Origin of the sequence: Bradyrhizobium embrapense (genome assembly GCF_001189235.2) — a bacterium.
In the GTDB taxonomy this organism is placed as follows: domain Bacteria; phylum Pseudomonadota; class Alphaproteobacteria; order Rhizobiales; family Xanthobacteraceae; genus Bradyrhizobium; species Bradyrhizobium embrapense.
The window spans coordinates 116,338-140,132 of the sequence record NZ_LFIP02000005.1; the positions used below are offsets into that span (position 1 = coordinate 116,338).

The window sequence follows — 23,795 nt, forward strand, 5'->3', positions numbered from 1 at the left end:
CCATAACCGCGATCGGAGTATGGATTCTCTGACGTGCAACTGCACATCGTAGCCCAGCTCTTCGGGCTGCCCCGGAATGACGAAGAAGGTTAGCCATGGCCATCATCGAAAACACCATCGCCCTCGGCAGCGCCGCGTTCCAGGGCAATCGCGACGGCATGCTGGCGCTGATCGCCCGGATGCGCGCCCTCGAGGAGCGCGCGCGCGCCGCATCCGCTGCGGCCAAGGACCGCTTCCATAAACGCGGCCAGCTGTTGCCGCGCGAGCGCGTCGCGCTGGTGCTGGATCCCGGCTCGCCGTTCCTCGAACTCTCGACCCTCGCCGGCTACATGTTCGATGTGCCGGATGCGGACAAGAGCGTGCCCGGCGGCGGACTGGTTGCCGGCATCGGCTTCGTCTCCGGCATCCGCTGCATGGTCAGCGCCAACGATGCCGGCATCGACGCCGGCGCGCTGCAACCTTACGGCCTCGACAAGACGCTGCGGGTGCAGGAGCTCGCGCTGGAGAACAAGCTGCCTTACGTACAACTGGTCGAGAGCGCCGGCGCCAATCTGCTGCGCTACCGCGTCGAGGATTTTGTCCGCGGCGGCAATATCTTTCGCAATCTGGCGCGGCTGTCGGCGGCCGGGCTGCCGGTCGTGACCGTGACCCACGGCTCCTCGACCGCGGGCGGCGCCTACCAGACCGGCCTTTCGGATTACATCGTGATGGTACGCGGCCGCACCCGCGCGTTCCTTGCCGGGCCGCCGCTGCTCAAGGCCGCCACCGGCGAGATCGCGACCGAGGAAGAGCTCGGCGGCGCCGAGATGCACACGCAGATCTCCGGGCTCGGCGATTATCTCGCCGAGGACGACCGCGACGCGCTCCGCATTGCGCGCGAGATCATGGGCAAGTTGCCGTGGGACCGTCCTCGGGATCGGCCGGCACCCGAACCCGCGGCGTTCAAGCCGCCGCGCTACGATGCGGAGGAGCTGCTCGGCATCATGCCGATGGATCACAAGCGGCCCGTCGACATGCGCCAGGCGATCGCGCGCTTCATCGACGATTCCGATTTCACCGAGTTCGGCGCCAATTACGGCCCGGCGACGGTCTGCGGCCACGCCCGCATCGAAGGCCAGGCGATCGGCATCATCACCAACAACGGCCCGCTCGACGTGCCCGGCGCCAACAAGGCGACGCATTTCATCCAGTCCTGCTGCCAGTCGCGCACCCCGATCCTCTATATGAACAACACCACCGGCTACATGGTGGGCAAGGCCTATGAAGAGGCCGGCATGATCAAGCACGGCTCCAAGATGATCCAGGCGGTGACCTCGGCGACGGTGCCGCAGATCACGCTGTACTGCGGCGCCTCGTTCGGCGCCGGCAATTACGGCATGTGCGGCCGCGGCTTCCATCCCCGGTTCTGCTTCTCATGGCCCAATGCCAAGACCGCGGTGATGGGCGGCGAGCAGGCCGCCGAGACCATGGCGATCGTAACCGAGGCGGCAGCCGCGCGGCGCGGCAAGCCGATTGAGAAGGAGAAGCTGGAGGCGATGAAGGCGCAGATATCCGGCGTGTTCGACAGCCAGATGGACGTGTTCTCGACCAGCGCCCGCGTGCTCGACGACGGCGTGATCGATCCGCGCGACACGCGGACGGTGCTGTCAGAGGTGCTGGCGATCTGCCGCGAGGCCGAAGCGCGAAGCCCGCAGCGCATGCAGTTCTCGGTGGCGCGGCCATGAGCGGAGCCATCGTGAAGCGAACGCCGTTCTTCAAGATCCTGATCGCCAACCGGGGCGAGATCGCGCTGCGCATCATGCGCTCGGCGCGGCGGCTCGGCTATGGCGTGGTCGCGGTCTACTCCGATGCCGACCGCGACGCATTGCATGTGCGCGAAGCCGATCAGGCGGTGCGGATCGGCGAGGCGCTGCCGGCGCAATCCTATCTGAAGATCGACGCGATCATCGCAGCCGCCAAGGCGAGCGGCGCCGGGGCCGTGCATCCCGGCTATGGCTTCCTCGCCGAGAACGAGGACTTTGCCCAGGCCTGCCGCGATGCGGGGCTGGTGTTCATCGGCCCGTCGCCGGAGGCGATCCGTGCGATGGGCAACAAGGCCGGCGCCAAGGAGATCATGCAGAAGGCCGGCGTGCCCTGCGTGCCCGGCTATCAGGGCGCCGACCAGAGCGATACCGTTATGCTGGCCGAGGCGAAGAAGATCGGCTTCCCCGTCATGATCAAGGCGGTCGCCGGCGGCGGCGGCCGCGGCATGCGGTTGGTTGCGGATGCTGCGGCATTTCCGGACGCGCTGCGCAGTGCGCGCTCGGAGGCGCAAGGCGCGTTCGGCGATCCCACCGTCATCCTCGAGCGCGCGATTGTCGATCCCCGCCACATCGAGATCCAGGTGTTCGGCGACCGCCATGGCAACGCCATCCATCTCGGCGAGCGCGATTGCTCGGTGCAGCGGCGGCATCAGAAGCTGATCGAGGAAGCGCCGTCGCCCGCGGTGACGCCGGAGCTGCGCGCGCGGATGGGGGCAGTCGCCGTGCAGGCGGTCAAGGCGATCGGCTATGAGGGCGCCGGCACGCTGGAGTTCCTGCTCGATCGCGCCGGCAATTTCTACTTCATGGAGATGAACACGCGGCTGCAGGTCGAGCATCCCGTCACCGAGGCGATCACCGGGCTCGATCTGGTCGAATTGCAGTTGCGTGTCGCCCGGGGCGAGCCGCTCGGCCTGAGGCAGGAGGACGTCACCTTCTCCGGCCACGCCATCGAGGTACGGCTCTGCTCGGAGGATGCCGGGCATGATTTCATGCCGCAATCCGGCACGATGGCGCGCTGGCAGATGCCGGTTGGCATCCGTGTCGAGCACGCGTTGCAGTCCGGCTCGGAAATTCCGCCGTTCTACGATTCGATGATCGCCAAGGTCATCAGCCATGGCGCGACCCGCGACGAGGCGCGCGGCAGACTGATCTGCGCGCTGGAGCAGGTCACAGCTTTCGGCGTTACGACCAATCAGGGATTCCTGATCGACTGCCTGCGTCATCCGGTCTTTGCCAAGGGCGAGGCGACCACGGCCTTCATCGGCAACAACTGCGACGTGCTTTTGACGCCCCAGCCCGATCGCGGCAGCGACCTCGCGCTTGCGGCGCTGCTGCTCTACGTCACCAATCCGCACGCGCCGCCATGGCAGCGCGGCCGCTCGCTATCGGCGACGTTGCCGCTCGGCTTGCGGATCGATCTCGGCCACGGCGTGCAGGAGATCGAGATTGTCCGCGAGCGCGACGGCAGCTACGTCGCGACCCGCAACGGCGATCGCTTCAGCTTCGCAATCGATGAGCTCGGTCAGGACAGCATCCGCTTCCATCATGATGGCCTGATGGAGCAGGCCAGGTTCCTGCGCGATGATAATCGGCTGCACATCCTGCATCGCGGCGTCACGCTGTCGGCGCACGATCTCACGCTCGCGCCGCCGGAGGGCGCGGCGGCCGTCGGCGGCGACGGCAAGGTCCGCGCCGCCCTGAACGGCCGGGTCGTCGCAGTGCTGGTGAAGGCCGGCGACAAGGTCGCGGCCGGCCAGCCGGTGATGACGCTGGAGGCGATGAAGATGGAGCACGTACATACCGCGGGTGTCGCGGGCACGGTGTCGGCCATCGATGTTGCCGAAGGCGAGCAGGTGACGACAGGGAAGATCGTGGTGGAAATCGAGGCCGCCGCATAAGTAGTGTCGTTCCGGCCCAGTGCGCAATTGCGCTAGGCCGGGACGAAAGTGGAGTATGAGGCGGCTTGCCCCGTCCCGTCGTTCAGCCAGCACGCCACCTGATGCGCGGTGCCGGCCGCCTGCAGCGCGGGGCGTTCGGTCTTGCAGCGATCCATCGCGTAGCGGCAGCGGGTGTGGAAGGCGCAGCCAGGCGGCGGGTTGATCGGGCTCGGCACATCGCCGTCGATCAGCGGCGCGATCCGCCTGGCCTTAGGGTCGGCGATCGGCACGGATGCGAGCAGCGCCTGCGTATAGGGATGGCGCGGATTGGCGAACAATTCGTGCTTGTCGGCGATCTCGACAATGCGGCCGAGATACATCACGGCGACGCGGTGGCTGATATGGGCGACGACCGCGAGATCGTGCGCAATGAACAAATAGGAGAAGTTCTGCTTGCGCTGCAGGTCGATCAACAGGTTGATCACCTGCGCCTGGATCGAGACGTCGAGCGCGGAGACCGGTTCGTCGCAGACGATCAGCCGCGGCCCGAGCGACAGCGCGCGGGCAATGCAGATGCGCTGGCGCTGCCCGCCGGAAAATTGATGCGGGAAGTTCTTCATTTGGTCGGGCCGGAGGCCGACCTGCTGGAACAGCTCCGCGACGCGCTCCTGCTTCTTTGCGCCGGTCGCGATGCCGTGCACGCTCAGCGGTTCGCCGACGATATCGCCGGCCGTCATGCGCGGATTGAGCGAAGCGAACGGGTCCTGGAACACGATCTGCATCGAGCGGCGATACGGCCGCAGCGCCGTCTTGCTGAGCGGCGCGATATCCTCGCCGTCGAGCTTGATGGCGCCGCTGGTCGGCTCGACCAGCCGCAACACGGTACGCGCCACCGTCGACTTGCCGCAGCCGGATTCGCCGACCAGCCCGAGCGTCTCGCCGGCGCCGAGCGAAAAACTGACGCCGTCGACTGCATGCACGGTGCCGACCTGCCGGCGCAGAACGCCGCCGCGCACCGCGTAATGCTTGACGAGATCGGTGACCTCGAGGAGCGGGCGGTGCTCGGTCATGACGCCTCCGCCATCTCGCCGGCGCGCCAGCAGGCCGCCCAGTGATTGGGTTTGACCTCGTCAAGCGGCGGATATTCCTGACGACAGCGGTCGACCGCGAGCTTGCAGCGCGGTGCGAAAGCACAGCCGGGCGGCAGATTGGTCAGCGACGGCACCATGCCGGGAATCTCAGCCAACCGAGCATCGCTCTTCGCGCCGAGCGCGATCACCGCCGGCATCGAGGCCATCAGCCCGCGCGTATAAGGATGCAGCGGCGTCTCGAACAGGGACTCGACGGTCGCCTCCTCGACCTTCTTGCCGGCATACATCACGATCACGCGCTGCGCGGTTTGGGCGACGACGCCGAGGTCATGGGTGATCAGGATCAGCCCGGTGCCGAGCCGCTGCTGCAGATCGACGATCAATGCGAGGATCTGTGCCTGGATGGTGACGTCGAGCGCGGTGGTCGGCTCGTCCGCGATCAACAGCGCCGGCCGGCACGCCAGCGCCATCGCGATCATCGCGCGCTGGCGCATGCCGCCGGAGAGCTGATGCGGATATTCCTGCGCGCGGCGCTCGGGCTCCGGTATCCGCACCAGCCGCAGCATGTCGACGGCCTGCTTCCAGGCTTCCTTGCTGCTCACTTTCTGATGCAGCCGCACCGCCTCGACGATCTGGTCGCCGATCCGCATCACCGGATTGAGCGAGGTCATCGGCTCCTGGAAGATCATCGAGATCCGGTTGCCCCTGACGGCGCGCATCGCGGCATCGTCGAGCTTCAGCAAATCGGTGCCCTCGAGCGTCACCGAGCCGCCGACGATGCGGCCGGGCGGATCGGGCACCAGGCGCACGATCGAGAGTGCGCTGACGCTCTTGCCGCAGCCGGATTCGCCGACGATCGCCAGCGTCTCGCCGCGGCGGACCGAGAACGAGACGTCGTCGACCGCACGGAACAGTCCGGAATTGGTGAAGAACACCGTCTGCAGGTTCCTCACGTCGAGAACCGTCTCTGCCGTCTTGGCCTCGCTCATCAGCCGCGCTGCCTCGGATCAAGGATGTCCCGTAGCGCATCGCCGAACAGATTGGTGCCGAACACCGCAAGGCTGATCGCAATGCCGGGGAAGATCACCAGCCACGGCGCGGTGCGGACATATTCCGCAGCGGATTCCGACAGCATGCGGCCCCAGGACGGATAAGGCTCGGGGATGCCGAGGCCAAGGAACGACAGCGACGCCTCGGTCAGGATGGTCGAGCCGAGCTGCGCAGTGGCCAGAACGATCAATGGCGCGATGGTGTTAGGCAGCACGTGGCGCAGCGCGATCCGCATCTCGCTCATGCCGATCGATTTGGCGGCTTCCACGAACGGCTGCTCGCGCAGCGCCAGCGTGTTGGCGCGGATCACGCGGGCGACCGTCGGGATCAAGGGAATGGCGATCGCGAGGATCACGTTCGGCAGCGACGGGCCGAGCGCCGCGGTCATCACCAGTGCAAGTACCAGCAGCGGCAGCGATTGCAGGATGTCGGTCACCCGCTGGAATACGAGGTCGACCCAGCCGGAGAGATAGCCGGAGGTGAGACCCACGATGACGCCGAGCGTGGCCCCCAAGGTCGTGGAGCCGATGCCGACCGCAAGCGAGATCCGCGCGCCATGGACGATGCGGCTCCAGACGTCGCGGCCGAAGGAATCCGTGCCGAACCAGTGCAGCGTGGAGGGCGCGGCCAGCCGGTGTGCGGAATCGACGGTGAGCGGATCGTACCGGCTGATCAGATCGGCAAAGATCGCGGTCAGCACGAACAGCAGCATGATGATGAGGCCGATCGTGCCGAGCACATGGCGCTGCGCCAGGAAGGCCAGACGTCCCCAGCCGCCGGTGGCGTTAGCCCCGGCGCGTCGCAGTTCGCTGTCGAAGTTGATCGTTGCCACGCGGCCTCTTTAGTTGAGCATGATCTTATCGGAAAACCGGCTCCCACTTTTCCGGATCATGCTAGTCTCCGAACCGGATACGCGGATCGATCGCCGCATAGAGCATGTCGACGACGAAATTGACGACCACGACCACGACCGCGATGAACATCACGAGGTTCTGCACGATCGGGTAATCGCGCCAGCGCAGCGCCTCGACCAGGAAGCGGGCGATGCCGGGGATGTTGAACACCGTCTCGGTGACGATCAGCCCGCCAATCAGAAATGCGGCCTCGATGCCGATCACGGTGATGACCGGCAATACGGCGTTCTTCAGCGCGTGGTGATAGTTCACCGAGGCCTCGGAGGCGCCCTTGGCACGCGCGGTGCGGATGTAGTCCTGGCGCAGGATCTCGAGCATCGAAGAACGGGTGATGCGCATGGTCAGCGCCGCGCTGCGGAAGCCGACCGCCATCGCCGGCACCGCATAGATCGTCAGCGCCTCGAGCCAGGTCTTCGGATTCGGATTGAAGATCGGCATGGTGCCGAATAGCGAGACCGAGGCCATCAGGATCAACAGGCCGAGCCAGAATGACGGCAGCGACAGGCCGCTGAGGCTGACGACGCGCAGCGCATAGTCGAGCTTCGAGCCCTGATGCACCGCACTGATCACGCCGAGCGGAATGCCGATCGAGGCGGAGAACAATAGCGCCAGCCCTGCCAGGCGCGCGGTGATCGGAATCCGCGGCAGGATCTCCTCCAGCGCCGGCTTCTCCGAGACATAGGAATAGCCGAGGTCGCCGCGCAGCAGCCCGCCGATCCAGTGCAGATACTGGACCACGATCGGCTGGCTGAGGCCGAGTTCGCGCTCGAGATTGGCCTTGTCGGCGGGATCGACGAAGCCTGCGGCGTCGAACAGGATGTCGACGATGTTGCCGGGAACGACCCGCAGCAGCACGAAGATGATGACCGAGATCCCGAACAGGGTCACGAGCATCAGAAACAGCCGCCGGACGATATAGGCAAACACCCTCGCGCTTCTCCCTATCTCGTCCGTATCTTGGACTACTTGTCCAGCCAGACGTCCTCGTAACGATAGCCGTTATAGGAGCTGTTGGACATGACCGTGACATTCTTCACGTAAGGTTTCCAGCATGTGCCGGTCCGGGCGTGGAAGATGATCGGCCGCGCGACGTCTTCCTGGAGCTTCTTGTCGATCTCCCAGACCAGCTTCTTGCGCTTGTCGAGGTCGGTCTCCTCGGACTGCTGGTCGAACAGCTTCTCGATGTCCTTGTTGCAATAGTTGGTGTAGTTGCGCTCGGAGCCGCAGGCATAGTTCTCGTAGAACGACTGGTCGGGTTCGTCGACGGCGTTGCCGGTGAGGTTGAGGCCGAGCGAATAGTCCTTGCGTGCGATCTTCGGGAACCATTGCGCGGTGTCGACGACGTCGAGCTCGGCGTCGATATAGATGCTCTTGATCTGGTCGATCAGGATGATCGCGGGGTCGCGGTACACGGCGATGTTGCGGGTCGACACCTTGATCTGCAGGTGCTTGTCCGGGCCATATCCCGCCTTCTGCATCAGCTTGCGGGCTTCCTCGCGGTTCTTCTCGATGTCGGGACCGTAACCGGGAATCTGCTCCAACATATCCTTGGGCATCGCCCACAGGCCGTCCGGTGCCGGCTCCATGGTGCCGCCGATGTCGCCCTGGCCCTCGAACATGATCTGGATGAACGCCTTGCGGTCGAGCGCCAGCGCCAGCGCGCGGCGGATGTCGAGATTGTCGAACGGCGGTGCGCTAGAATTGATGATGATGTTGGTAGAGACGTTGTTCGGTTCCACCACGCAGACCGCCTTGGGGTCCTGCGACTTGACGTCCTTGAGCAGCGGGATCGAGACCTCGGTCGGGAACGTCATGTCGAACTTGCCCGATACGAAACCGAGGATCGCGGTCGAGCGGTTCGGGATGATGGTGAACTCGATGCCGTCGAGATAGGGCAGGCCCTTCTTGAAGTAGTCGGGGTTCTTGGTGAGCTTGATCGACTCGTTGGCCTTGAACTCGACGAACTTGAACGGGCCGGTGCCGATGGGCTTGGTGCGCATCTCCGCCGGCGACACGTGGCAGGGATAGACCGGCGAATAGCCCGAGGCGAGCAGCGACAACAGCGCCGGCTGCGGCCGCTTCAGCTTGAACGATGCTTCATAATCGCCGTTCGTCGTAACCTCGTCGACCTGGTCGTACCAGGACTTGCGCGGGTTCTGGCGGAACTTCTGCTGCGACTTGCCCATCAGCATGTCGAAGGTGCATTTGACGTCGGCTGCGGTGAATGGCTTGCCGTCGTGCCACTTCACGTCCTTGCGCAGCTTGAAGGTCAGCGTCCTGTTGTCGCCGCTCCAGGCCCAGCTTTCCGCAAGCTCGGGCCGGATCGTGCTGGCGCTGTTTTGCGCGATGTGCTGATCGAAGATGACGAGATTGCTGAAGATCGGCATGAACGGCACGTTCAGCGAATAGGTCGCGCCCTCGTGGATCGAGGCGCTGCCGGGGCTGTCGCGGTGATAGATTCTGAAGATGCCGCCGGATTTCGGCTCGGCTGCGCGTGAAACGTCGCTGATGGTCAGCACAGCCAATACCGCGACGGCCAGCGCTTGCACGCTCCGCATGGTCCCCTCCACAAATTTCGGTCTCAATGGCCGATTGGCATTGACGATACCACGGTGAGGCTATCGGGCAACCGGCGACGGTCGTGCGGGGATTGGCAATTCGGATGACGCCGGCACATTAAAATTTCCACCTGCCGCGAATAATGGCTGTGATTATAGGGAACTCAGTCTGTCTCGCTATGCAATGAGGACTCTCCGTCCAAATTCGATTGATAACCCTTTTGCCTGCGATGTGAAGCGGTCCGCAATCAGCGACACTATGTCGCCGACATCTCGCACGTTATCTGGTCTCGTCATCCTGAGGAGCGCTTCGGCTCCGCGGGATGACGGGGAAATATTCGCATTCACGGTCACTCCGCCGCTTGCGTTGAGGGCGGGTGCATGTTCGCGACACCGTCGGCCTCGGTCGCCGAGATTGTGGTGCGGATCATCAGCCGGCCTTCATGCGCCGGCCAGGGGCGGCCGCGATGCATGGTGGCGCGGTTGTCCCACATCACGACGTCGCCCTGCTTCCATTGATGCAGATAGCTGACGCCGGGTGCGGTCGCAGCTTCCGTCAATTGCTCGATCAGCGCCTTGCCGGCCTCCGTGTCCATGCCTTCGACGCCATAGGCGTGGGAAGCGAGATACAGCGCGCCGCGGCCGTTGACGGGATTGCGCCAGACCATGCGCCAACACACCGGCGGCAACGCGTCGACTTCTTCCGTTGTCGCGAGCCCGGCTGCCACCTTGCTGCGCGAATGCGCGTAGGAATGCCAGGCGAACGAGTCCTCCAATCGCTTCGCCACATCCTTGTGGAGCCGCTCGAAGGCCAGCCGCATCGAGACGAACTCGGTCTCGCCGCCATGTTCGGGGATGATGCGCGCGGACAGGATCGAGGTCAGCGCCGGCACGCGCTTGAAGGAGGAGTCGGTGTGCCAGAGCTGATTGGCCTTGGCGCGCAGCTGCTGCCGATGGTCCGACGGAACCACCTTGCCGTCTGGCCCGAAGGTCGAGAGGATCACGAAATGCGAGCCGGTGCCCATCGAGCCGACCTTGGTCGTCTCGGGCGGACCGAAGCGGCGCGAGAAGGCGAGCTGGATGTCGTCGCTGACCTCCTGATTGCGGAACACCAGCACCGAGTGTTCCTCGAACGCCGCGCGCACCGCAGCATAAGCGGCATCGCTGGCGGCAACATCCGAAAGCGTGACGCCGCGCAGTTCGGCTCCGAATCCGGGGCGCAGTGGGATCACTTCCATCGGCAAATCCTCCCTGTCTTTTTCTTGTTGGGGTGAGGTTAGGGGAAAAGCCGGCCAGCGGCAACGCGGCGCGCGCCTTCTCACCCCATCGCGACCAGATTGTGCCGCGTACGCCGATCTGCGACCTCCATGCGATGCGTGATAGAGGCGAACAGCGCCCAGCTGGAATGGAACGCGACGCCGGCCAGAACCACGATGGCGCCGGGAATCGGGCCGATCGCGGCGCGGTCCCAGATCTCGCTCAGGGTGGTCAGCGGCAGGGGATGAATCGCCAGCTTGCCGTAGTAGGCGATGGCCTGGATCGAGAAGATCCAGCCATAGGTCCGACGCAGCCGCCGGCCGATCGCGCGGGCAAGGCTGATGTGATAGCGCGGGCGGCGGTAGTCGTTAGCGAGCAGCTCGGTCCAGGCTGCGTTCGGGGTGGGACCTTCGCCGCGGATCATCGGCGCGTAGAAATCGGTTTCGAGCAGCCGCGCGCGGGCGCGCCAGACGTTGAAGTAGCGATAGCGTCGCGCCTCGAACAACAGGAACACCGTGACCAGCAGCCCGACCAGCACCATCGGCAAGGGTGAGGCCTCGGCGTTGCTGTAGGTCGCCGACAGCGCGATGCCGGTCGTGACCACCGCCCAGTTGGTGGAGCTGTCGAGGCGGGTGCGCCAGACCGTGCTGCGGTAGACCTCGCCGCGATAGAGATGGGCGAGCGCCCCGATCTCGGCGGCAGTGAATTCGAGCCTTCCGGCCGGTACCGGCTCCGGCTCGCGCGGCTGGGGCGACGGCATGGCGGCCTCCGGCGAAGCTGGCTTGCGATCCCGGAGCATAGCGCGGAATCCGCGCGACGGGCGAATTTGTTGCGCCGGCGGGCCTCCCCGCTGCAACGGCCTCGCCCACTGCATCGCTTGTTCAGACGATGCGCGAGGTCTTGTTGCCCCAATAGCGATCGCGCAGCAGACGCTTGTAGAGTTTTCCGGTCGGCAGCCGCGGCAGCTCGGCCTCGAAATCCACCGAGCGCGGCACCTTCTGGCGCGACAGCGAGCTTGCGCAGAAGGCGATCAGCTCCTCGGCGAGCTCCGGCCCCGGCGCGATGCCGTCGACCGGCTGCACCACCGCCTTCACCTCTTCGCCGAGATCGGCATTGGGCACGCCGAACACCGCGGCGTCGGCAACCTTGGGATGGGTGATCAGAAGGTTCTCGCATTCCTGCGGGTAGATGTTCACGCCGCCGGAGATGATCATGAAGGTGGCGCGGTCGGTCAGATAGAGGAAGTTGTCGTCGTCGACATAGCCGACGTCGCCGACCGTGCTCATGCTGCCGTCCGCCGAGCGGGCCTCGCTGGTCTTGGCCGGATCGTTGAAATACTCGAACGGCGTCGCGGTCTTGAACCACACGGTGCCCGGCGTGCCCTTCGGGCACGGCTGCATGTTCTCGTCGAGGATATGCAGGTCGCCGAGCAGCACCTTGCCGACGGTGCCGCGGTGCGCGAGCCATTCCTCGCTGTTGCAGGCGGTGAAGCCGAGGCCTTCGGTCGCGCCGTAATATTCGTGGATGATCGGGCCCCACCATTTGATCATGTCGTCCTTGACCAGAGCCGGGCAGGGTGCCGCGGCATGGATCGCGATCTCGAGCGTCGACAGGTCGTAGCGGCTGCGAACCTCGTCGGGCAGCTTCAGCAGGCGCGAGAACATCGTCGGCACCAGCTGGCTGTGGGTGATGCCCCATCTCTCGACCAGCTGGAGATAGCGCTCGGGATCGAAGCTCTCCATGATGACGACGGTGCCGCCCATCCGGATGGTGAGATTGACCGCAGCCTGCGGCGCCGAATGATAGAGCGGCGCCGGCGACAGATAGACCATGCCCTCGCGGTAGTGCCAGAGATTGGTCAGGAAATCGAACAGCGGCAGGTTTTGCGACGGTGGCTGCTCGGGCAGCGGCCGCACGATGCCTTTGGGCCGGCCGGTCGTGCCGGACGAATAGAGCATCGCGGTGCCCGCATATTCGTCCGCGATCGGCGTCGCCGGCAGGCCTGCGGTGGCTTCCCGCAGCCCGACGATGCGATCGCTTTCACTGTCGCCGTCGACCACGATGCAGAGCTCGACCTGCGGGCATTCCTTCAGCGCTTCGCGCGCGACGTCGAGCTTCAGCTTCGACGTGATCAGGATCCGCGACTGGCTGTTGGTCAGGATGTAGGCGAGCTCACTGGGCGTGAGATAGGAATTGACGCAGGTGAAGTAGAGGCCGGAGCGCTCACCGGCGCCGCACGCCTCGAGGTAGCGGTTGTTGTTCTCCATGAAGATCGAATAGTGGTCGAGCCGCTTCATGCCGCGGTTGCGGAACAGATGCGCGAGACGGTTGTTGCGCGCCTCGAGCTCGCGATAGGTGACGATCTCGCCGGTCCCGGCCATGATAAAGGCAGGTTGCAGCGGGCGCAGGTAAGCATGCTTGCCGGTGTACATCGAAGCTCCGATCTCCCCTCATTCTTGCCTTAGGTCGCCATCACCAGAATCTCGCGAACCTGGGACGGACCGTCGATCTTGCGCGGATTACGCGGCACCCAGGGCGTGCGCATCGCACCCGCCGCAATGCGGTCGAAATGCTCAGGGCCGACGTGGACCTCCTGCAGGCTGCGCGGCATGCCGAGGTTGCGGATGAAGCGGTCGAGCACGTCGCCGGCGTCCTCGCCCGGATGGCCCATCGCGGCCGCGACCAGCGCCTGCCGCTCGGCATTGTCGCGCTTGTTCCAGCGCATCACGGCCGGCAGCATCACGCATGAGGTGTAGCCGTGCGGCACGTCGAACTCGGCGCCGAGCACGTAGCCGATGCCATGGCTCGCGCCCATCGGCACGCCGGAGGCGAGCGGGCCGGTCGAGAGCCAGGTGCCGATCTGGCAATCCATCCGCGCGGAAATGTCCTTCGGATCGGCCTTCACCCGCGGCAGGCCGGCCGCCAGCATCTGAAGCCCCTTCAGCGCCTGCGCATCGCCGTAGGGATGCGCCTCGCGCGAGCAGATGCCCTCGACGCAATGATCGACCGCGCGGATGCCGGTCGACAGGAACAGCCAGTCCGGCGTGTGCACCGAGATATCAGGATCGAGGATGGTGGCGCGCGGCATCACCAGGGGATGGCGCAGCATCTCCTTCTGCCGCTTGGCCTCGTTGGTGACGCCTGCGATCGAGGAGAACTCGCCGCCGGCGATCGTGGTCGGCACGCTGATCTGGCGCACGGTGGGAGGGGTCATCTCGGGCGAGACGCCGCCGCGGGTGCGAATCGTGTCGATGCCGTCGGACGTCGTGACATTGTTGGCGAGGCAAAGCTGCACCGCCTTGGCGCCGTCGGTGATCGAGCCGCCGCCGATCGTGACGATCAGATCGGCCTTCGCGTCACGCGCCTGTTGCGCCGCCGCGATGACCGCGGCGCGCGGCGTGTGCGCCGGCATCTGGTCGAAGGTACCGACACAGCGGGCACCGAGCGCCTGGCGGATCTTTTCTATCTCGTCGGTTTCGCGATTCAGCGTTCCCGACACCATCAGGAAGGCGCGCTGGGCGCCAAGCCGGTCCAGTTGCTCGACGACGGCCTCACGGGCGGGCCGCCCGAACACGACCTCCTCCATGGCGCCGAATACGACACGGCCTCGATGCACGCGCGTCTCCTCCCTCAAAATCGTCCGCCTTGCCGGCGGCCCTTTGCAGGGAGGTTAGCGGAGGAAATCGGGGACGTCATCAGGGGTCTGGGTTGCACGGTCGCAGGCTCCGCATTCATCGCCGTCGTCCGGCGTCCTGGCCTTCGCCGGGACGACATGGAGTATGTTGCGTCGCTTGTGGATCAAGTATCCACATCCTCGTGGCGCGCTGCGTCCGAGTCTTGCGTTTACTTGCCTCCCCCTGGAAGCGAAGCGCCCAGCGAAAGCTCGAGGTCGAAGTCGAATGGCCGGCAGAAATCTTGACGGTAACATCGCGGCGTGTGTTACACCTCAAAGGCAACAGGGACGTGCGCATGACATCCACCGTCGATCTGGCGAAGCTCCATATTGACGACTTCACGCCGCATCAGGGCGCAGAGTTCGAGATGCAGACGGCGGAAAACGCTTTGGCGCTGCAGCTCGCCAAGATCGAGCCCGTGGGCAACAGCGGCCGGCCGGGCGGTGCGTTCTCGCTGCTGTTCACGACGCCGAAGGGAGCCTGGCTGCCGCAGGCGATCTATCCGGTGCGGCATCCGGCGCTGGGCGTGATCGAGATTTTCCTGGTGCCGATCGGTCCGCTCGGCGACGGTAACGGCTATCAGGCGATCTTTACCTGAGGGCCAGAAGTACCCGTCGCCTGCCAGCGCATCAGATCGTAGACGCCCTTGTCTTCCTCGGTGACGAATCCGAGCCGGCGGTAGAGCCGCATCGCCGGATTGAACTTCTCGACATGGATTGTCATGGCCTTGCCGGCGCGGTCGGCTTCATCGAGCAGGTCGCGCATCAGCGCGCCGCCGAGACCGGATCCGCGATGTTCCGGCAGGAAGGCGATGTCGATGACGCAATGCTCGCTCGGCCAGCGGTCGAGATAGAGGCGGCCGATATCCTCTCCACCACGCATCATCACCAGCCAGTCTGCGGTCGGATAGTGTTGCTGGTAATGCGCATGCTGCGCGTGGAATTGCATGGCGAGAAAAGCGGCCTTCTGCTCCATGCTCCACGGTGCCACCGCCAGTTCCCCGGTGCGGGTTGAAGCATAGAGGCGCGCCAGGAACGGCAAGTCCGCATCGGCGATACGACGAAAAGTCAGGCCGGCATCCGCGGCGCGCGTCCATCCGAACGCCGCTGCAACCGGACCGGTACTCAAGCCATCCGCCATGACGGGTTCAGCCACGCGGCGGGAAAATGCCCTGCAACGCGATGCAGAAATTCAACGTGAGATAGGGCATCAGGTTGTTGTGGGGCTGGTTGCCGCCGTTCGGCAGAATAGAACTTGTCGTTGAGAACGGCGAAATGTTGGTCAGCGTCGCTGTGTAGGCCTGTCCCGGGTTTGCACGTGCAAGGGATCGTGTCGGACCGGGGGTGGCAAGCTGAGACTGATTGATATTGCCTAAGACTCCGTGATTGTGCTGGGGCATCTGGCTTTGCAGCAGGGTCACGGTCGTCGTGCCGGCGGACTGTCCGATGTCGTAGAAGGTGCCGGAGGAGCTCTGCCCCTGCTGCATCGGCACGCTGCCTTGCAGGTTGGGCAACGCAAAGGTACTCCTGCCGTCGCCGCCATAGTAGGTACCGAGCAGGGAGAAAAGTGCGGTGTTCTGCGAGATCGGCATGAGTTGCCCGTTGCAGATGGCCCATCCCAACGGCGCGAAGTCGAACGGAAAAATGCGGATCTCGGCCAGGAATTGATCAGACATGGTCCCGTCCTAGTTCGGGCTCGGGTAAACGCCGAACAGTGAAATGATGAAGTTGTAGCAGAGGTAGGGTTGCATGTTGTCGTGCGGCTGGCTGCCGCCGACGAACGAGCACGCCTGGCTCGCCATCGGCGAAGCGGCCGCGACCTCGCGGTAAATCTGGGTCGCTCCCACCGCGCCCACGACATTGCCCGTCACCGTGTTGCCGGTCGCGTTGTTCAGGGATGCCGCCATCGGGTGATTGTGGATGGGCAGTTGCTGGGTGGTCAGCGTCACCTGTTCGGAGCCACCGCTCTGCCCGAGGGTGAAGCCGCTGCCCTGGTGCAACGGTAGGCGCCCCTGCAGGTTCGGCAGCGCGAATGTCTGCTGGCCGTCACCGCCATAGGTGGTCCCGATCAGATTGTACAAGGCGGCGTACTGGTCGATCGGCAGGAGCTGTCCCTGGCAGAGCATCCAGCCGGCCGGCGCAAAATTGCCGCCGAACATGCGAATCTCGCCGACGTAAGGCTGGCCCATGGCGCGCGTCCTTTAGGTCCGGGAGGGGAAGATGCCCTGCAATGCGATGCAGAAGTTCAGCGTGAGATAGGGCTGCATGTTCTCGTGGGGTTGCGAGCCACCGGCATTGCCGACGGTGCTCGGGTCCAGCGTCGTCAGATTGGCGGCAGCGGTGTAGAGATTGGCCGACGTCGCCATCAGATTGTTGGTGACCGCTGCGTTGTCGGCGCCGTTGGTTGTGCCCTGAAACGTGTGCGGATGCTGGGGCATCTCGGCGATCGATAGCGTGTGAGACGTTTCACCGCCGGTCTGCCCGATCGTGAATCCCGACCCCGCATGCAGCGGCACTTTGCCCTGCAGGTTGGGCAGCGCGAAATTCGTCTGGCCATTGCCGCCATAGGTCGTGCCGAGCAACGAGTACAGCGCCTGGTTCTGATTGATCGGCAGCAACTGGCCATTGCAAAAGGCCCAGCCTTTCGGCGCAAAGTTGAACGACATCATCCTGATTTCAGAGAGAAACGGTAGGGACATCGATCCTCCGTCAGACGATCCGTCTCGTCAGTGACTCAATTACCGAAAATGCAAGGCAAATGCGGTCGCGCGACAACGCGTGCACGATAGTGTGTTTTGCGCCAAGTGCAACCTAAACGATTGTCCGAGTTTTGTGATTTTTGTTCGAGCGCATGACGCGCGGATGTCGTTGCGATGACGTGGCGCTTCGCGACGACGATTGCCGCGATGCGGCGCGACCGAATCGAAACGCCTGCCGGATCGTTCCGGAACCTGTTGCTACCCTCGATCAAACCACCAGATCGTGATGGGTCTGGAGATGATCGATCAGGTTGCCACCCATCGCGGCATAGGTCATTTCGTGACCGGCCCACCATGGGGTCGCGGCACTGGAATGCCCGCCGAACAGATCGGACAAGGCCTGAGTGTTCGCCGTCAGGTCCGTATGGCTTGTGTTGGTCTGCGACTGCGTCTGGGTCAATGACGAGAAGTCGAAGCTGTCGCCGCTGGTCACCTTGGGCGTACCGGTGGTCTGCGAAGTAGTGGTTTGCTGGTTCGAGGTAGAGGTGCCTTGCATGGGCATCGCCTTTTGCAGGGCCGTATTGGATTGGGCGACATCCGATGCAGTGGCAAGCCGGCGCTCACCGTCGGCGAGGCCGATGTACATCAGGCTGTTGGCGTCGGATGGCGAAACGGAGTCGGGGAGGCCGAGCACGTGACCCAGTTCGTGGACCACGGTGGTCAGCAGATCGAGATGACCCGCAGCCGCCTTCGACGGATCGGTCAGGAGATCGGTGCCGGCGGCGTTGAGGGCGTTGGTGAATTCGAGATTGTCCGACAGGGTAGGGTCGATGAACCAGCCGTGGCCGGCGGCATCGGTGTCGATCGTGATCTGCAGGCCGCCTTCCTGACCGACAATCTGGCCGGCGAGATCGGCAACGCTGAAGGATGCAGCATGCAGCAGGGCGAGCTGCGTCGCGTTGGCGCCCACGCTTGCCCATTCTGCGATCGCCGCCGACACCACCGAACTGAGTTCGGCCTGTGTCAGGTGCATCTCACCTGTGCTCGGAGTCGGTGCCTGAACGCCGCCCGCTTCGGCGAGCAATGGTGCGACCACCGCGGGAAGCGTCGGCAGCGTGCTGACCAGCGTCGTCGTGCCGTTGCCGCCAGTGGTGTCGACAGTGATGCCGCCCGTGGTGCTGGTGTTGTCGTCGGTGATGACGCCTGCGGCGGTGCCCGATGTCGAGCCGTTCTTCGAGAGGTTCAGATGGGTGCTGGCGTTGAAGTTGCTCAACTCGACGTCGGTGGCGTAGAGCGTGCTATGGTTCAGCGTATTCTTGCTGCCCGTGCCGCCCCCACCCATGCCGATGACGATATTCATCGTGCTGGTGTCGGTCGCCGTCGCGCCGTTCTCGACATCGAGGGCCGCGAACGGACTGTTGGAGGTCGGCGACGATACCGAGTTGCCGTAGAGCGTGGCGTTGAGGGTCGAGCTGCCGTCGTTGTTCTGCAGCGCGATGCCGGCGTCGCCGACGCCGGTGATCGTGTTGTTCTGGATCAGCGTCGTCAGACTGCCGGCGCCCGCGTCGCGGACGAAGATGCCGTCGGAGTTGGATCCCGCCTTGGCCGGGCCGATATCGTTGCTGGCGATGGTGCCGGACATGGTGCCGTTGTCCTGGCCCTTCGCCACGAAAATGCCGACCGTGTCGAAGGCGTTGGCGCCGCCGTCGGTCAGGATGTTGTGCGAGATGTCGAACGTGGTGGTCGCGGCGGAGACATTGCCGCCGGATCCGCTCCTGATGTCGACTGCCGTGCCGCCGCCGGGAACGATCGCCTCGCCGTTGTGGAAGGTGTTGCTCCGCACCACGGCGTCCATCGACGAATTGTTGTTGGCGGCGAACGCGATGAAGTCGGACCGCGTGCCGGAAAACGTGCTGTTGGTCACGGTGTAGTTGGCGGTCGCGGAGTTGTAGACTTGGCCGAGAACGTTGTCGTTGCCGCTCGAGCCGATCAGGCCGAACGTGTCGCTGTCCATGGTCAGGCGATTCAACGTGCCGCTGGTGTTGTAGAGATCGACATTCTGGGTGAAGCCGCCCGAAATGCTCGATCCCGTAATCGACGCAGTGCCGAGCAGATTGTCGAACCGGATGCTGCTTTCCTCGCGGTCGCCGGCATTGGTGGTGCCGTTGGTGCCGCTGATCGCGCTGTTGGCGAGCGTGAAATTGGTGACTCCATTGCCGTAGATCGCGAAGTTGCTGAAGTCGTGCAGCGCCATGTCAGTCAGCGACACGTTGGCGGTGTTGTGGAGGAAAATGCCGGTGCCGCCATCGCCCGACGTGGTTTGCCCGCCGGCGTCGGTACCGCTCAGGATATCGCCGCCGGTCTTGTTGTTGATCGTGCCACCGGATCCCGCGGAGCCGGTCCCGGTGACCGTGAGCCCGCCGGCCGTTCCCGTCGTGTCGAGAATGATGCCTGCATTGCCCGACGAGCCTGTCGCCGAAATGCTCTTGAAAGTGAGACTGCCGGTGCCGATGTTGGTGTGCTCGACATCGAGGGCGGTGCCGGTCGTCGACGTGATGGTGTTGTTGCTGCCGGTAACGGTGATGGTGCCGCCATGGGTGAAGCTCAAGCCGGCGCCACTGGCCGTCTTGATCACGATGTCGGACATCGTGACGGTGCCGACATTGTTGCCGTCGTCGCTGATGCCGATACCGGTCGAGGCCGAAGTATCGATGCTGACGCCGGTGATCGTGTGACCCGTGGTGCCGAGCAGGTCGATGCCGTTGTCGGCGCCGGTGACATGGATCACCGGATCGGTGCCCGAGCCGACATTCGCGGTGACCAGCTGGTTGGTCACCGGATTGGTGAACGTCAGGGTATGGCTGCCGCCGATCAGGTTGACGCCGTTGGCCAGATTGATGCCGTTGGCTTCGCTATAGGTGCCGGTGCCGTGCTCGAGTACGACATAGTCGCCGGAGCCGGCCGGATTCGCCGCGTTGAAGGCGGCGATCGAGGTGTACGGATCGGCCTGGGTGCCGAGGTTGTGGCTGCTCGTTGCCGAATTGTCGATGTAGAACACCTGCGGCACGACGCCGACGTGAAAGCTCTGCGGCCCCGACGAGAGCGGCCCGCCGCTGCCGGTATGGCCATTGTCGTTGATGTTCAGGGAAACCGTGTCGCTGCCGGTGAAACCGTCGTCGCTGTTGTAGGTCAGCGTCGCCAGCGCGGTGTTGAGCTGCGCGATCGTCCCCGTCAGGGTGACGGTATGGGAGCCGTTGTTGGTGAAACCCGCAAGTCCGGTGGTATCGAACGACAGCGCGCCGCGGTTCGAAGTGATCGTTGCGGTTTCGTTGCCGCCTGCAGAATCGATGTCGGCGACCGAGAGCCCCGATATCGCGAGGTTGGTGTGCGAAAAAGCCGTCCCGACCGATGAATCCGAAGGCACCGTCGCGGTCGGCGGATCGTCGATTGCGGTAACGGTCTGGGTTGCGGATGCCGACCCGGTGTCGTTGCCGCCGTTCGCGGTGCCGCCGTCGTCGACGGCGGTCACGGTATAGGTGCGCGCCGTGGTGTCGGGGGGCTCGCCGGTGTTGTTGAACTGGACCGCGTCGAGCACCGCGTTGTAGTGCGCGATCGTGTCGGTCCCGGTCAGGGTGACGGTTTCGGTGGTAGCCGTGCTGGTGATGTCGAAGTGAATTTTGCCGATGTCACCGCTGGTGCCGGCGTGACCTGCGATCGACAGCGCGTCCGACGGCTTGAGGTCGGTCAGCTCGAAGGTCGCGCTGATCAGGTTGGTGCTGTCGACGTCGGTGATCGTGAGGTTCGGGGCGATCGTGACCGGGACCGAATTCGCCGGCGGCGTGCCGACCGGCGGCTCGCTGAAGTTGGTGATGGCGCCAATTGTCACCACCGGCGGGTTGTTGACCGGGGTGACGTCGATGGTGTCGGTCGCAGGCGTGCCGTCGAGAGTCCCGTCATTGGCGGTGATGGTCACCGTGCGGGTCAGGCCGGACGGGTTGTTGCTGGAGTTGAAGTAAGTGATCGAATCCAGCGCGGTCTGGAAGTCGGCGACCGTGGAGCCGGCGGTGCCGATCAGGGTCAACTCACCGTGCAAGGCGTCCCATGCGCCGACGATGTGCGCGGTGTTGACGAAAGCGAGTATATCCTGGCCGTTGAAATAGTTGCCGGTGATCTGCACCGTCACATGATCGAGCGTTGCGCTGTCGGCATCGGTGACCGTCAGCGCCGGATCGAATGCGGTGGCGGCCTGCCCTTCGATGTAGTTCAGGATATGGCCGCCGGTCACGACGGGCGGAGCGTCCGGAGGGGCCACGGTCTCGGTGTTTGACGTGCCGGTGACGCCGGCACTGACCGTGTCGGTCGCGGTGATGGTCTGGCTTCCGGCGGTCTCGAACTTCTCGGTGAAGGTGCCGATGCCGCCGGTCAGCGTCGCGTCGGACGGCAGCACGGCGGTGGGATCGCTCGATGTAAAGTGCACGGTGCCGGTGTAGCCGGTGGCGATGTTGCCATGGGCATCGAGCGCCGTGACGGTGACCGATCCCGCAACGTCGGCGCGGCCGTTGGCCGGGATGCTTACCGCAAAATGGGTGGCTGGGCCGGGCGCGACGTTTTCGGCATTCGACGTGCCGGTGACGGCGCTGACCGTGTCGGTGGCGGTGATGGTCTGGCTGCCGGAGGTATCGAAGGTCTCGTTGAAGGTCCCGGTGCCATTGGTCAACGTCATGTCGGCCGGCAGCACGGCGCTGCCGTCGGTCGATGTGAAGTGCACGGTTCCAGTGTAGCCGAGGACGACGTTGCCAAAGGCATCGAGCGCGGTCACGGTGCCTGAACCTGGGGTGCCGGCTGAGCCGCTGCCCGGGATGCTGACTGCAAAATGCGTGGCGGCGGCCGCCGTCACGGCTTCGGCATTCGAGGTGCCGGTAATCGTGCTCGTCGCCGTGTCGGTCGCGGTGATGGTCTGGCTTCCGGCGGTGTCGAGCGTCTCGCTGAAGGTGGCGGTGCCGTTGGTCAGCGTCATGTCGGCCGGCAGAACCGCATGGCCGTCGGTCGACGTGAAGTGCACGGTTCCGGTGTAACCGGTGACGACGTTGCCGAAGGCGTCGAGCGCGGTCACGGTGCCCGAACCTGCGATTCCCGCCGTGCTGCTGCCCGGAATGCTGATCGAGAAATGCGTGACGGGACCCGGCGTCACGGTCTCCGCATTCGAGGTGCTGGTGATGGCGCTGACCGTGTCCGTGGCCGTGATGGTCTGGCTGCCGACCGTCTCGAATGTTTCGCTGAAGCTGCCGGTGCCGTTGGTCAGCGTCATGTCGGCGGGCAGCACGGCATGACCATCGCTCGATGTGAAGTGCACGGTGCCCGAATAGCCCGTGGCGACGTTGCCGAAGGCATCGAATGCGGTGACGGTGACCAAACCTGGTGTCCCCGCGGCTCCGCTCGCCGGAATGCTGACCACAAGATGCGTAGCGGTGCCGCCCGCAACGGCTTCGGCGTTCGATGAGCCGGCGATGGCGGGGGTGACCAGGTCGTTCGCGGTGATGGTCTGGTTGCCGGCGGTCTTAAATGTTTCGCTGAAGGTGCCGGTGCCGTTGGTCAACGTCATGTCGGCCGGCAGCGTGGCGCTGCCGTCGCTCGACGAGAAATGCACCGTGCCGATGTAGCCGGTGGCGACGTTGTTGAAGGCATCGAGCGCGGTGACCGTGAACGAGCCTGGTGTTCCCGCCGTGCCATTGGCCGGAAGGCTCACCGCGAAGTGCGTGGCGGCGCCGGGCGTGACGGCTTGGGCATTCGACGTGCCGGTGATGCCGGTCACCGTGTCGGTCGCGGTGATGGTCTGGCTGCCGGCGGTGTCGAGGGTTTCGCTGAAGCTGCCGGTGCCGTTGGTCAACGTCACGTCGGCCGGCAGCGCGGCGTGGCTGTCGGTTGACCTGAAGTGGACCGTGCCCGCGTAATTGGTGACGACGTGGTTCAAGGCGTCGAGCGCGGTGACGGTGACCGTGCCCGGCGTCCCCGCTGCGCCGTTGGCCGGAATGCTCACGGCAAAGTGAGTTGCCGCACCCAAGGTCACATCGATCGAGAAGGTCTGCGAACTACTCAAGGTGCCGTCGCTCGCGGTCGCGGTGACGGTATAGGCGTGACCCGGCGCGGTGACGTAGTTGATCTTGCTGGGATCGGCGACGGTGATGACACCTGTCGTGGCATTGATCGTGAAGCCTCCGCCCGAACTGTCGCCAGTCAGGCTGTAGGTCACCGGATTCATGTCGGCCGAGGTCGCGGTGATGCCCACGGCCGTGCCGGCCGCCGCGCCTTCCGCGACCTTGTTGGCCGCCGCATTGCTGTCGACCGGTGTGGACGGCGCAACGTCGGTGACCGCGATGGCAAAACTCTGCGCGCTCGTCGCGATGCCGTCGCTCGCCTGAACCGTGATGGTGTAGGCATGGCCAGGGCTGGTCACGTAATTGATCTTGGTGGGATCGGCGACCGTCACCACGCCGGTGTTCGGATCGATCTTGAATCCACCGCCGGAGCTGTCGCCGATCAGCGAATAGGTGACGGCATGGCCGCTGCTGCTGGTGGCCAGCGCCGTGATGTTGACGAGCGTGTTGGCCGCGGCGCCCTCGATGACCGTGTTATTTCCCGCATTGGCGTCGATCGGAGCCGACAGCTGGTCGGTGACCGGGGGCCACAGCGTGCCGGGAGGGCAGCCGAGGTACAGATATTGCAGACCATACGTGTCGGCGAACGCCTGGGCGGCCGCGTCGAGGACGATATGACCGGTCGAATCAAGCTGAAGTTCGGGGCGCGTTAAACCACCGATTGTATAAGCAGGTATGGTCGTCATGAGCACTCCCGCGATCGGCGTGGAAGCCGATCA

17 protein-coding genes are annotated in these 23,795 nt (G+C 64.7%); 3 read left to right on the plus strand and 14 right to left on the minus strand.

The genetic code is table 11. The features are described 5' to 3' along the window. Positions 1 to 95 precede the first annotated feature (95 nt). Together AKN83_RS23225 and AKN83_RS23230 are read left to right on the plus strand one after the other, a co-directional pair. Positions 96 to 1,724, plus strand: a complete 1,629-nt coding sequence (locus AKN83_RS23225) for an acyl-CoA carboxylase subunit beta (protein WP_050401824.1) — start codon at positions 96 to 98, stop codon at positions 1,722 to 1,724. Beyond that, positions 1,721 to 3,700 (plus strand): acetyl/propionyl/methylcrotonyl-CoA carboxylase subunit alpha, encoded by a 1,980-nt coding sequence (locus tag AKN83_RS23230; RefSeq protein WP_050401825.1) that lies wholly within the window; start codon positions 1,721 to 1,723, stop codon positions 3,698 to 3,700. Before AKN83_RS23225 ends, AKN83_RS23230 begins: the two co-directional genes overlap by 4 nt. 32 nt (positions 3,701 to 3,732) lie before the next feature. On the opposite strand, the gene AKN83_RS23235 is transcribed toward AKN83_RS23230, so the two are convergent. The 9 genes from AKN83_RS23235 to AKN83_RS23275 all read right to left on the minus strand — a co-directional run bounded on the left by AKN83_RS23235 (position 3,733) and on the right by AKN83_RS23275 (position 14,165). Continuing rightward, positions 3,733 to 4,749 carry an ABC transporter ATP-binding protein gene (locus AKN83_RS23235; protein WP_050401826.1) on the minus strand — a complete coding sequence of 339 codons (1,017 nt, stop codon included), beginning with the start codon at positions 4,747 to 4,749 and terminating at the stop codon, positions 3,733 to 3,735. Further along, the gene (locus AKN83_RS23240; RefSeq protein WP_050401827.1) at positions 4,746 to 5,759 is read right to left on the minus strand and encodes an ABC transporter ATP-binding protein; all 1,014 of its coding nucleotides are present in this window, start codon (positions 5,757 to 5,759) and stop codon (positions 4,746 to 4,748) included. The genes AKN83_RS23235 and AKN83_RS23240 overlap by 4 nt, the downstream gene beginning before the upstream one ends. Next, positions 5,759 to 6,652 (minus strand): ABC transporter permease, encoded by an 894-nt coding sequence (locus AKN83_RS23245; RefSeq protein ID WP_050401828.1) that lies wholly within the window; start codon positions 6,650 to 6,652, stop codon positions 5,759 to 5,761. Before AKN83_RS23245 ends, AKN83_RS23240 begins: the two co-directional genes overlap by 1 nt. Positions 6,653 to 6,713: 61 nt before the next feature. After that, positions 6,714 to 7,661 carry an ABC transporter permease gene (locus AKN83_RS23250; RefSeq protein WP_050401829.1) on the minus strand — a complete coding sequence of 316 codons (948 nt, stop codon included), beginning with the start codon at positions 7,659 to 7,661 and terminating at the stop codon, positions 6,714 to 6,716. Positions 7,662 to 7,696: 35 nt separating this feature from the next. After that, positions 7,697 to 9,292: an ABC transporter substrate-binding protein gene (locus tag AKN83_RS23255; protein ID WP_050401830.1), complete on the minus strand. Its 1,596-nt coding sequence runs from the start codon at positions 9,290 to 9,292 to the stop codon at positions 7,697 to 7,699. A gap of 350 nt (positions 9,293 to 9,642) precedes the next feature. After that, positions 9,643 to 10,530 carry a TauD/TfdA dioxygenase family protein gene (locus AKN83_RS23260; protein ID WP_050401831.1) on the minus strand — a complete coding sequence of 296 codons (888 nt, stop codon included), beginning with the start codon at positions 10,528 to 10,530 and terminating at the stop codon, positions 9,643 to 9,645. An 80-nt stretch (positions 10,531 to 10,610) separates the two neighbouring features. Beyond that, positions 10,611 to 11,309 (minus strand): DUF2270 domain-containing protein, encoded by a 699-nt coding sequence (locus AKN83_RS23265; RefSeq protein ID WP_430641571.1) that lies wholly within the window; start codon positions 11,307 to 11,309, stop codon positions 10,611 to 10,613. Positions 11,310 to 11,430: 121 nt separating this feature from the next. After that, a complete protein-coding gene (locus AKN83_RS23270) occupies positions 11,431 to 12,981 on the minus strand; it encodes an AMP-binding protein (protein ID WP_050401833.1) in 1,551 nt (516 codons plus the stop codon). 29 nt (positions 12,982 to 13,010) lie between these two features. After that, positions 13,011 to 14,165, minus strand: coding sequence for an iron-containing alcohol dehydrogenase (locus tag AKN83_RS23275; RefSeq protein ID WP_050401834.1), 1,155 nt, complete (start codon positions 14,163 to 14,165; stop codon positions 13,011 to 13,013). Between the two features lie 353 nt (positions 14,166 to 14,518). Between AKN83_RS23275 and AKN83_RS23280 the strand changes: the two genes are divergently transcribed. Continuing rightward, the gene (locus AKN83_RS23280; protein WP_244522060.1) at positions 14,519 to 14,821 is read left to right on the plus strand and encodes a DUF6916 family protein; all 303 of its coding nucleotides are present in this window, start codon (positions 14,519 to 14,521) and stop codon (positions 14,819 to 14,821) included. On the opposite strand, the gene AKN83_RS23285 is transcribed toward AKN83_RS23280, so the two are convergent. The 5 genes from AKN83_RS23285 to AKN83_RS23305 all read right to left on the minus strand — a co-directional run bounded on the left by AKN83_RS23285 (position 14,803) and on the right by AKN83_RS23305 (position 23,762). Next, positions 14,803 to 15,351 (minus strand): GNAT family N-acetyltransferase, encoded by a 549-nt coding sequence (locus tag AKN83_RS23285; RefSeq protein WP_347336836.1) that lies wholly within the window; start codon positions 15,349 to 15,351, stop codon positions 14,803 to 14,805. The genes AKN83_RS23280 and AKN83_RS23285 overlap by 19 nt on opposite strands. 19 nt (positions 15,352 to 15,370) lie before the next feature. Continuing rightward, positions 15,371 to 15,898, minus strand: a complete 528-nt coding sequence (locus AKN83_RS23290) for a phage tail protein (RefSeq protein WP_050401837.1) — start codon at positions 15,896 to 15,898, stop codon at positions 15,371 to 15,373. 9 nt (positions 15,899 to 15,907) lie between these two features. Then, complete coding sequence (locus AKN83_RS23295; protein ID WP_050401838.1) at positions 15,908 to 16,411, minus strand: phage tail protein; 504 nt, start codon at positions 16,409 to 16,411, stop codon at positions 15,908 to 15,910. Between the two features lie 12 nt (positions 16,412 to 16,423). Next, the gene (locus AKN83_RS23300; protein ID WP_050401839.1) at positions 16,424 to 16,921 is read right to left on the minus strand and encodes a phage tail protein; all 498 of its coding nucleotides are present in this window, start codon (positions 16,919 to 16,921) and stop codon (positions 16,424 to 16,426) included. A 268-nt stretch (positions 16,922 to 17,189) separates the two neighbouring features. Then, positions 17,190 to 23,762, minus strand: a complete 6,573-nt coding sequence (locus tag AKN83_RS23305; RefSeq protein WP_050401840.1) for a beta strand repeat-containing protein — start codon at positions 23,760 to 23,762, stop codon at positions 17,190 to 17,192. Positions 23,763 to 23,795 lie beyond the last annotated feature (33 nt).

What these genes read in the sequence shown, in the direction of transcription:
- AKN83_RS23290 (WP_050401837.1), bottom strand. Translation starts at nt 15,898, where the DNA reads ATGTCTGATCAATTCCTGGCCGAGATCCGCATTTTTCCGTTCGACTTC.
- AKN83_RS23235 (WP_050401826.1), bottom strand. Translation starts at nt 4,749, where the DNA reads ATGACCGAGCACCGCCCGCTCCTCGAGGTCACCGATCTCGTCAAGCAT.
- AKN83_RS23255 (WP_050401830.1), bottom strand. Translation starts at nt 9,292, where the DNA reads ATGCGGAGCGTGCAAGCGCTGGCCGTCGCGGTATTGGCTGTGCTGACC.
- AKN83_RS23240 (WP_050401827.1), bottom strand. Translation starts at nt 5,759, where the DNA reads ATGAGCGAGGCCAAGACGGCAGAGACGGTTCTCGACGTGAGGAACCTG.
- AKN83_RS23270 (WP_050401833.1), bottom strand. Translation starts at nt 12,981, where the DNA reads ATGTACACCGGCAAGCATGCTTACCTGCGCCCGCTGCAACCTGCCTTT.
- AKN83_RS23280 (WP_244522060.1), top strand. Translation starts at nt 14,519, where the DNA reads ATGACATCCACCGTCGATCTGGCGAAGCTCCATATTGACGACTTCACG.
- AKN83_RS23305 (WP_050401840.1), bottom strand. Translation starts at nt 23,762, where the DNA reads ATGACGACCATACCTGCTTATACAATCGGTGGTTTAACGCGCCCCGAA.
- AKN83_RS23300 (WP_050401839.1), bottom strand. Translation starts at nt 16,921, where the DNA reads ATGTCCCTACCGTTTCTCTCTGAAATCAGGATGATGTCGTTCAACTTT.
- AKN83_RS23230 (WP_050401825.1), top strand. Translation starts at nt 1,721, where the DNA reads ATGAGCGGAGCCATCGTGAAGCGAACGCCGTTCTTCAAGATCCTGATC.
- AKN83_RS23225 (WP_050401824.1), top strand. Translation starts at nt 96, where the DNA reads ATGGCCATCATCGAAAACACCATCGCCCTCGGCAGCGCCGCGTTCCAG.
- AKN83_RS23265 (WP_430641571.1), bottom strand. Translation starts at nt 11,309, where the DNA reads ATGCCGTCGCCCCAGCCGCGCGAGCCGGAGCCGGTACCGGCCGGAAGG.
- AKN83_RS23295 (WP_050401838.1), bottom strand. Translation starts at nt 16,411, where the DNA reads ATGGGCCAGCCTTACGTCGGCGAGATTCGCATGTTCGGCGGCAATTTT.
- AKN83_RS23260 (WP_050401831.1), bottom strand. Translation starts at nt 10,530, where the DNA reads ATGGAAGTGATCCCACTGCGCCCCGGATTCGGAGCCGAACTGCGCGGC.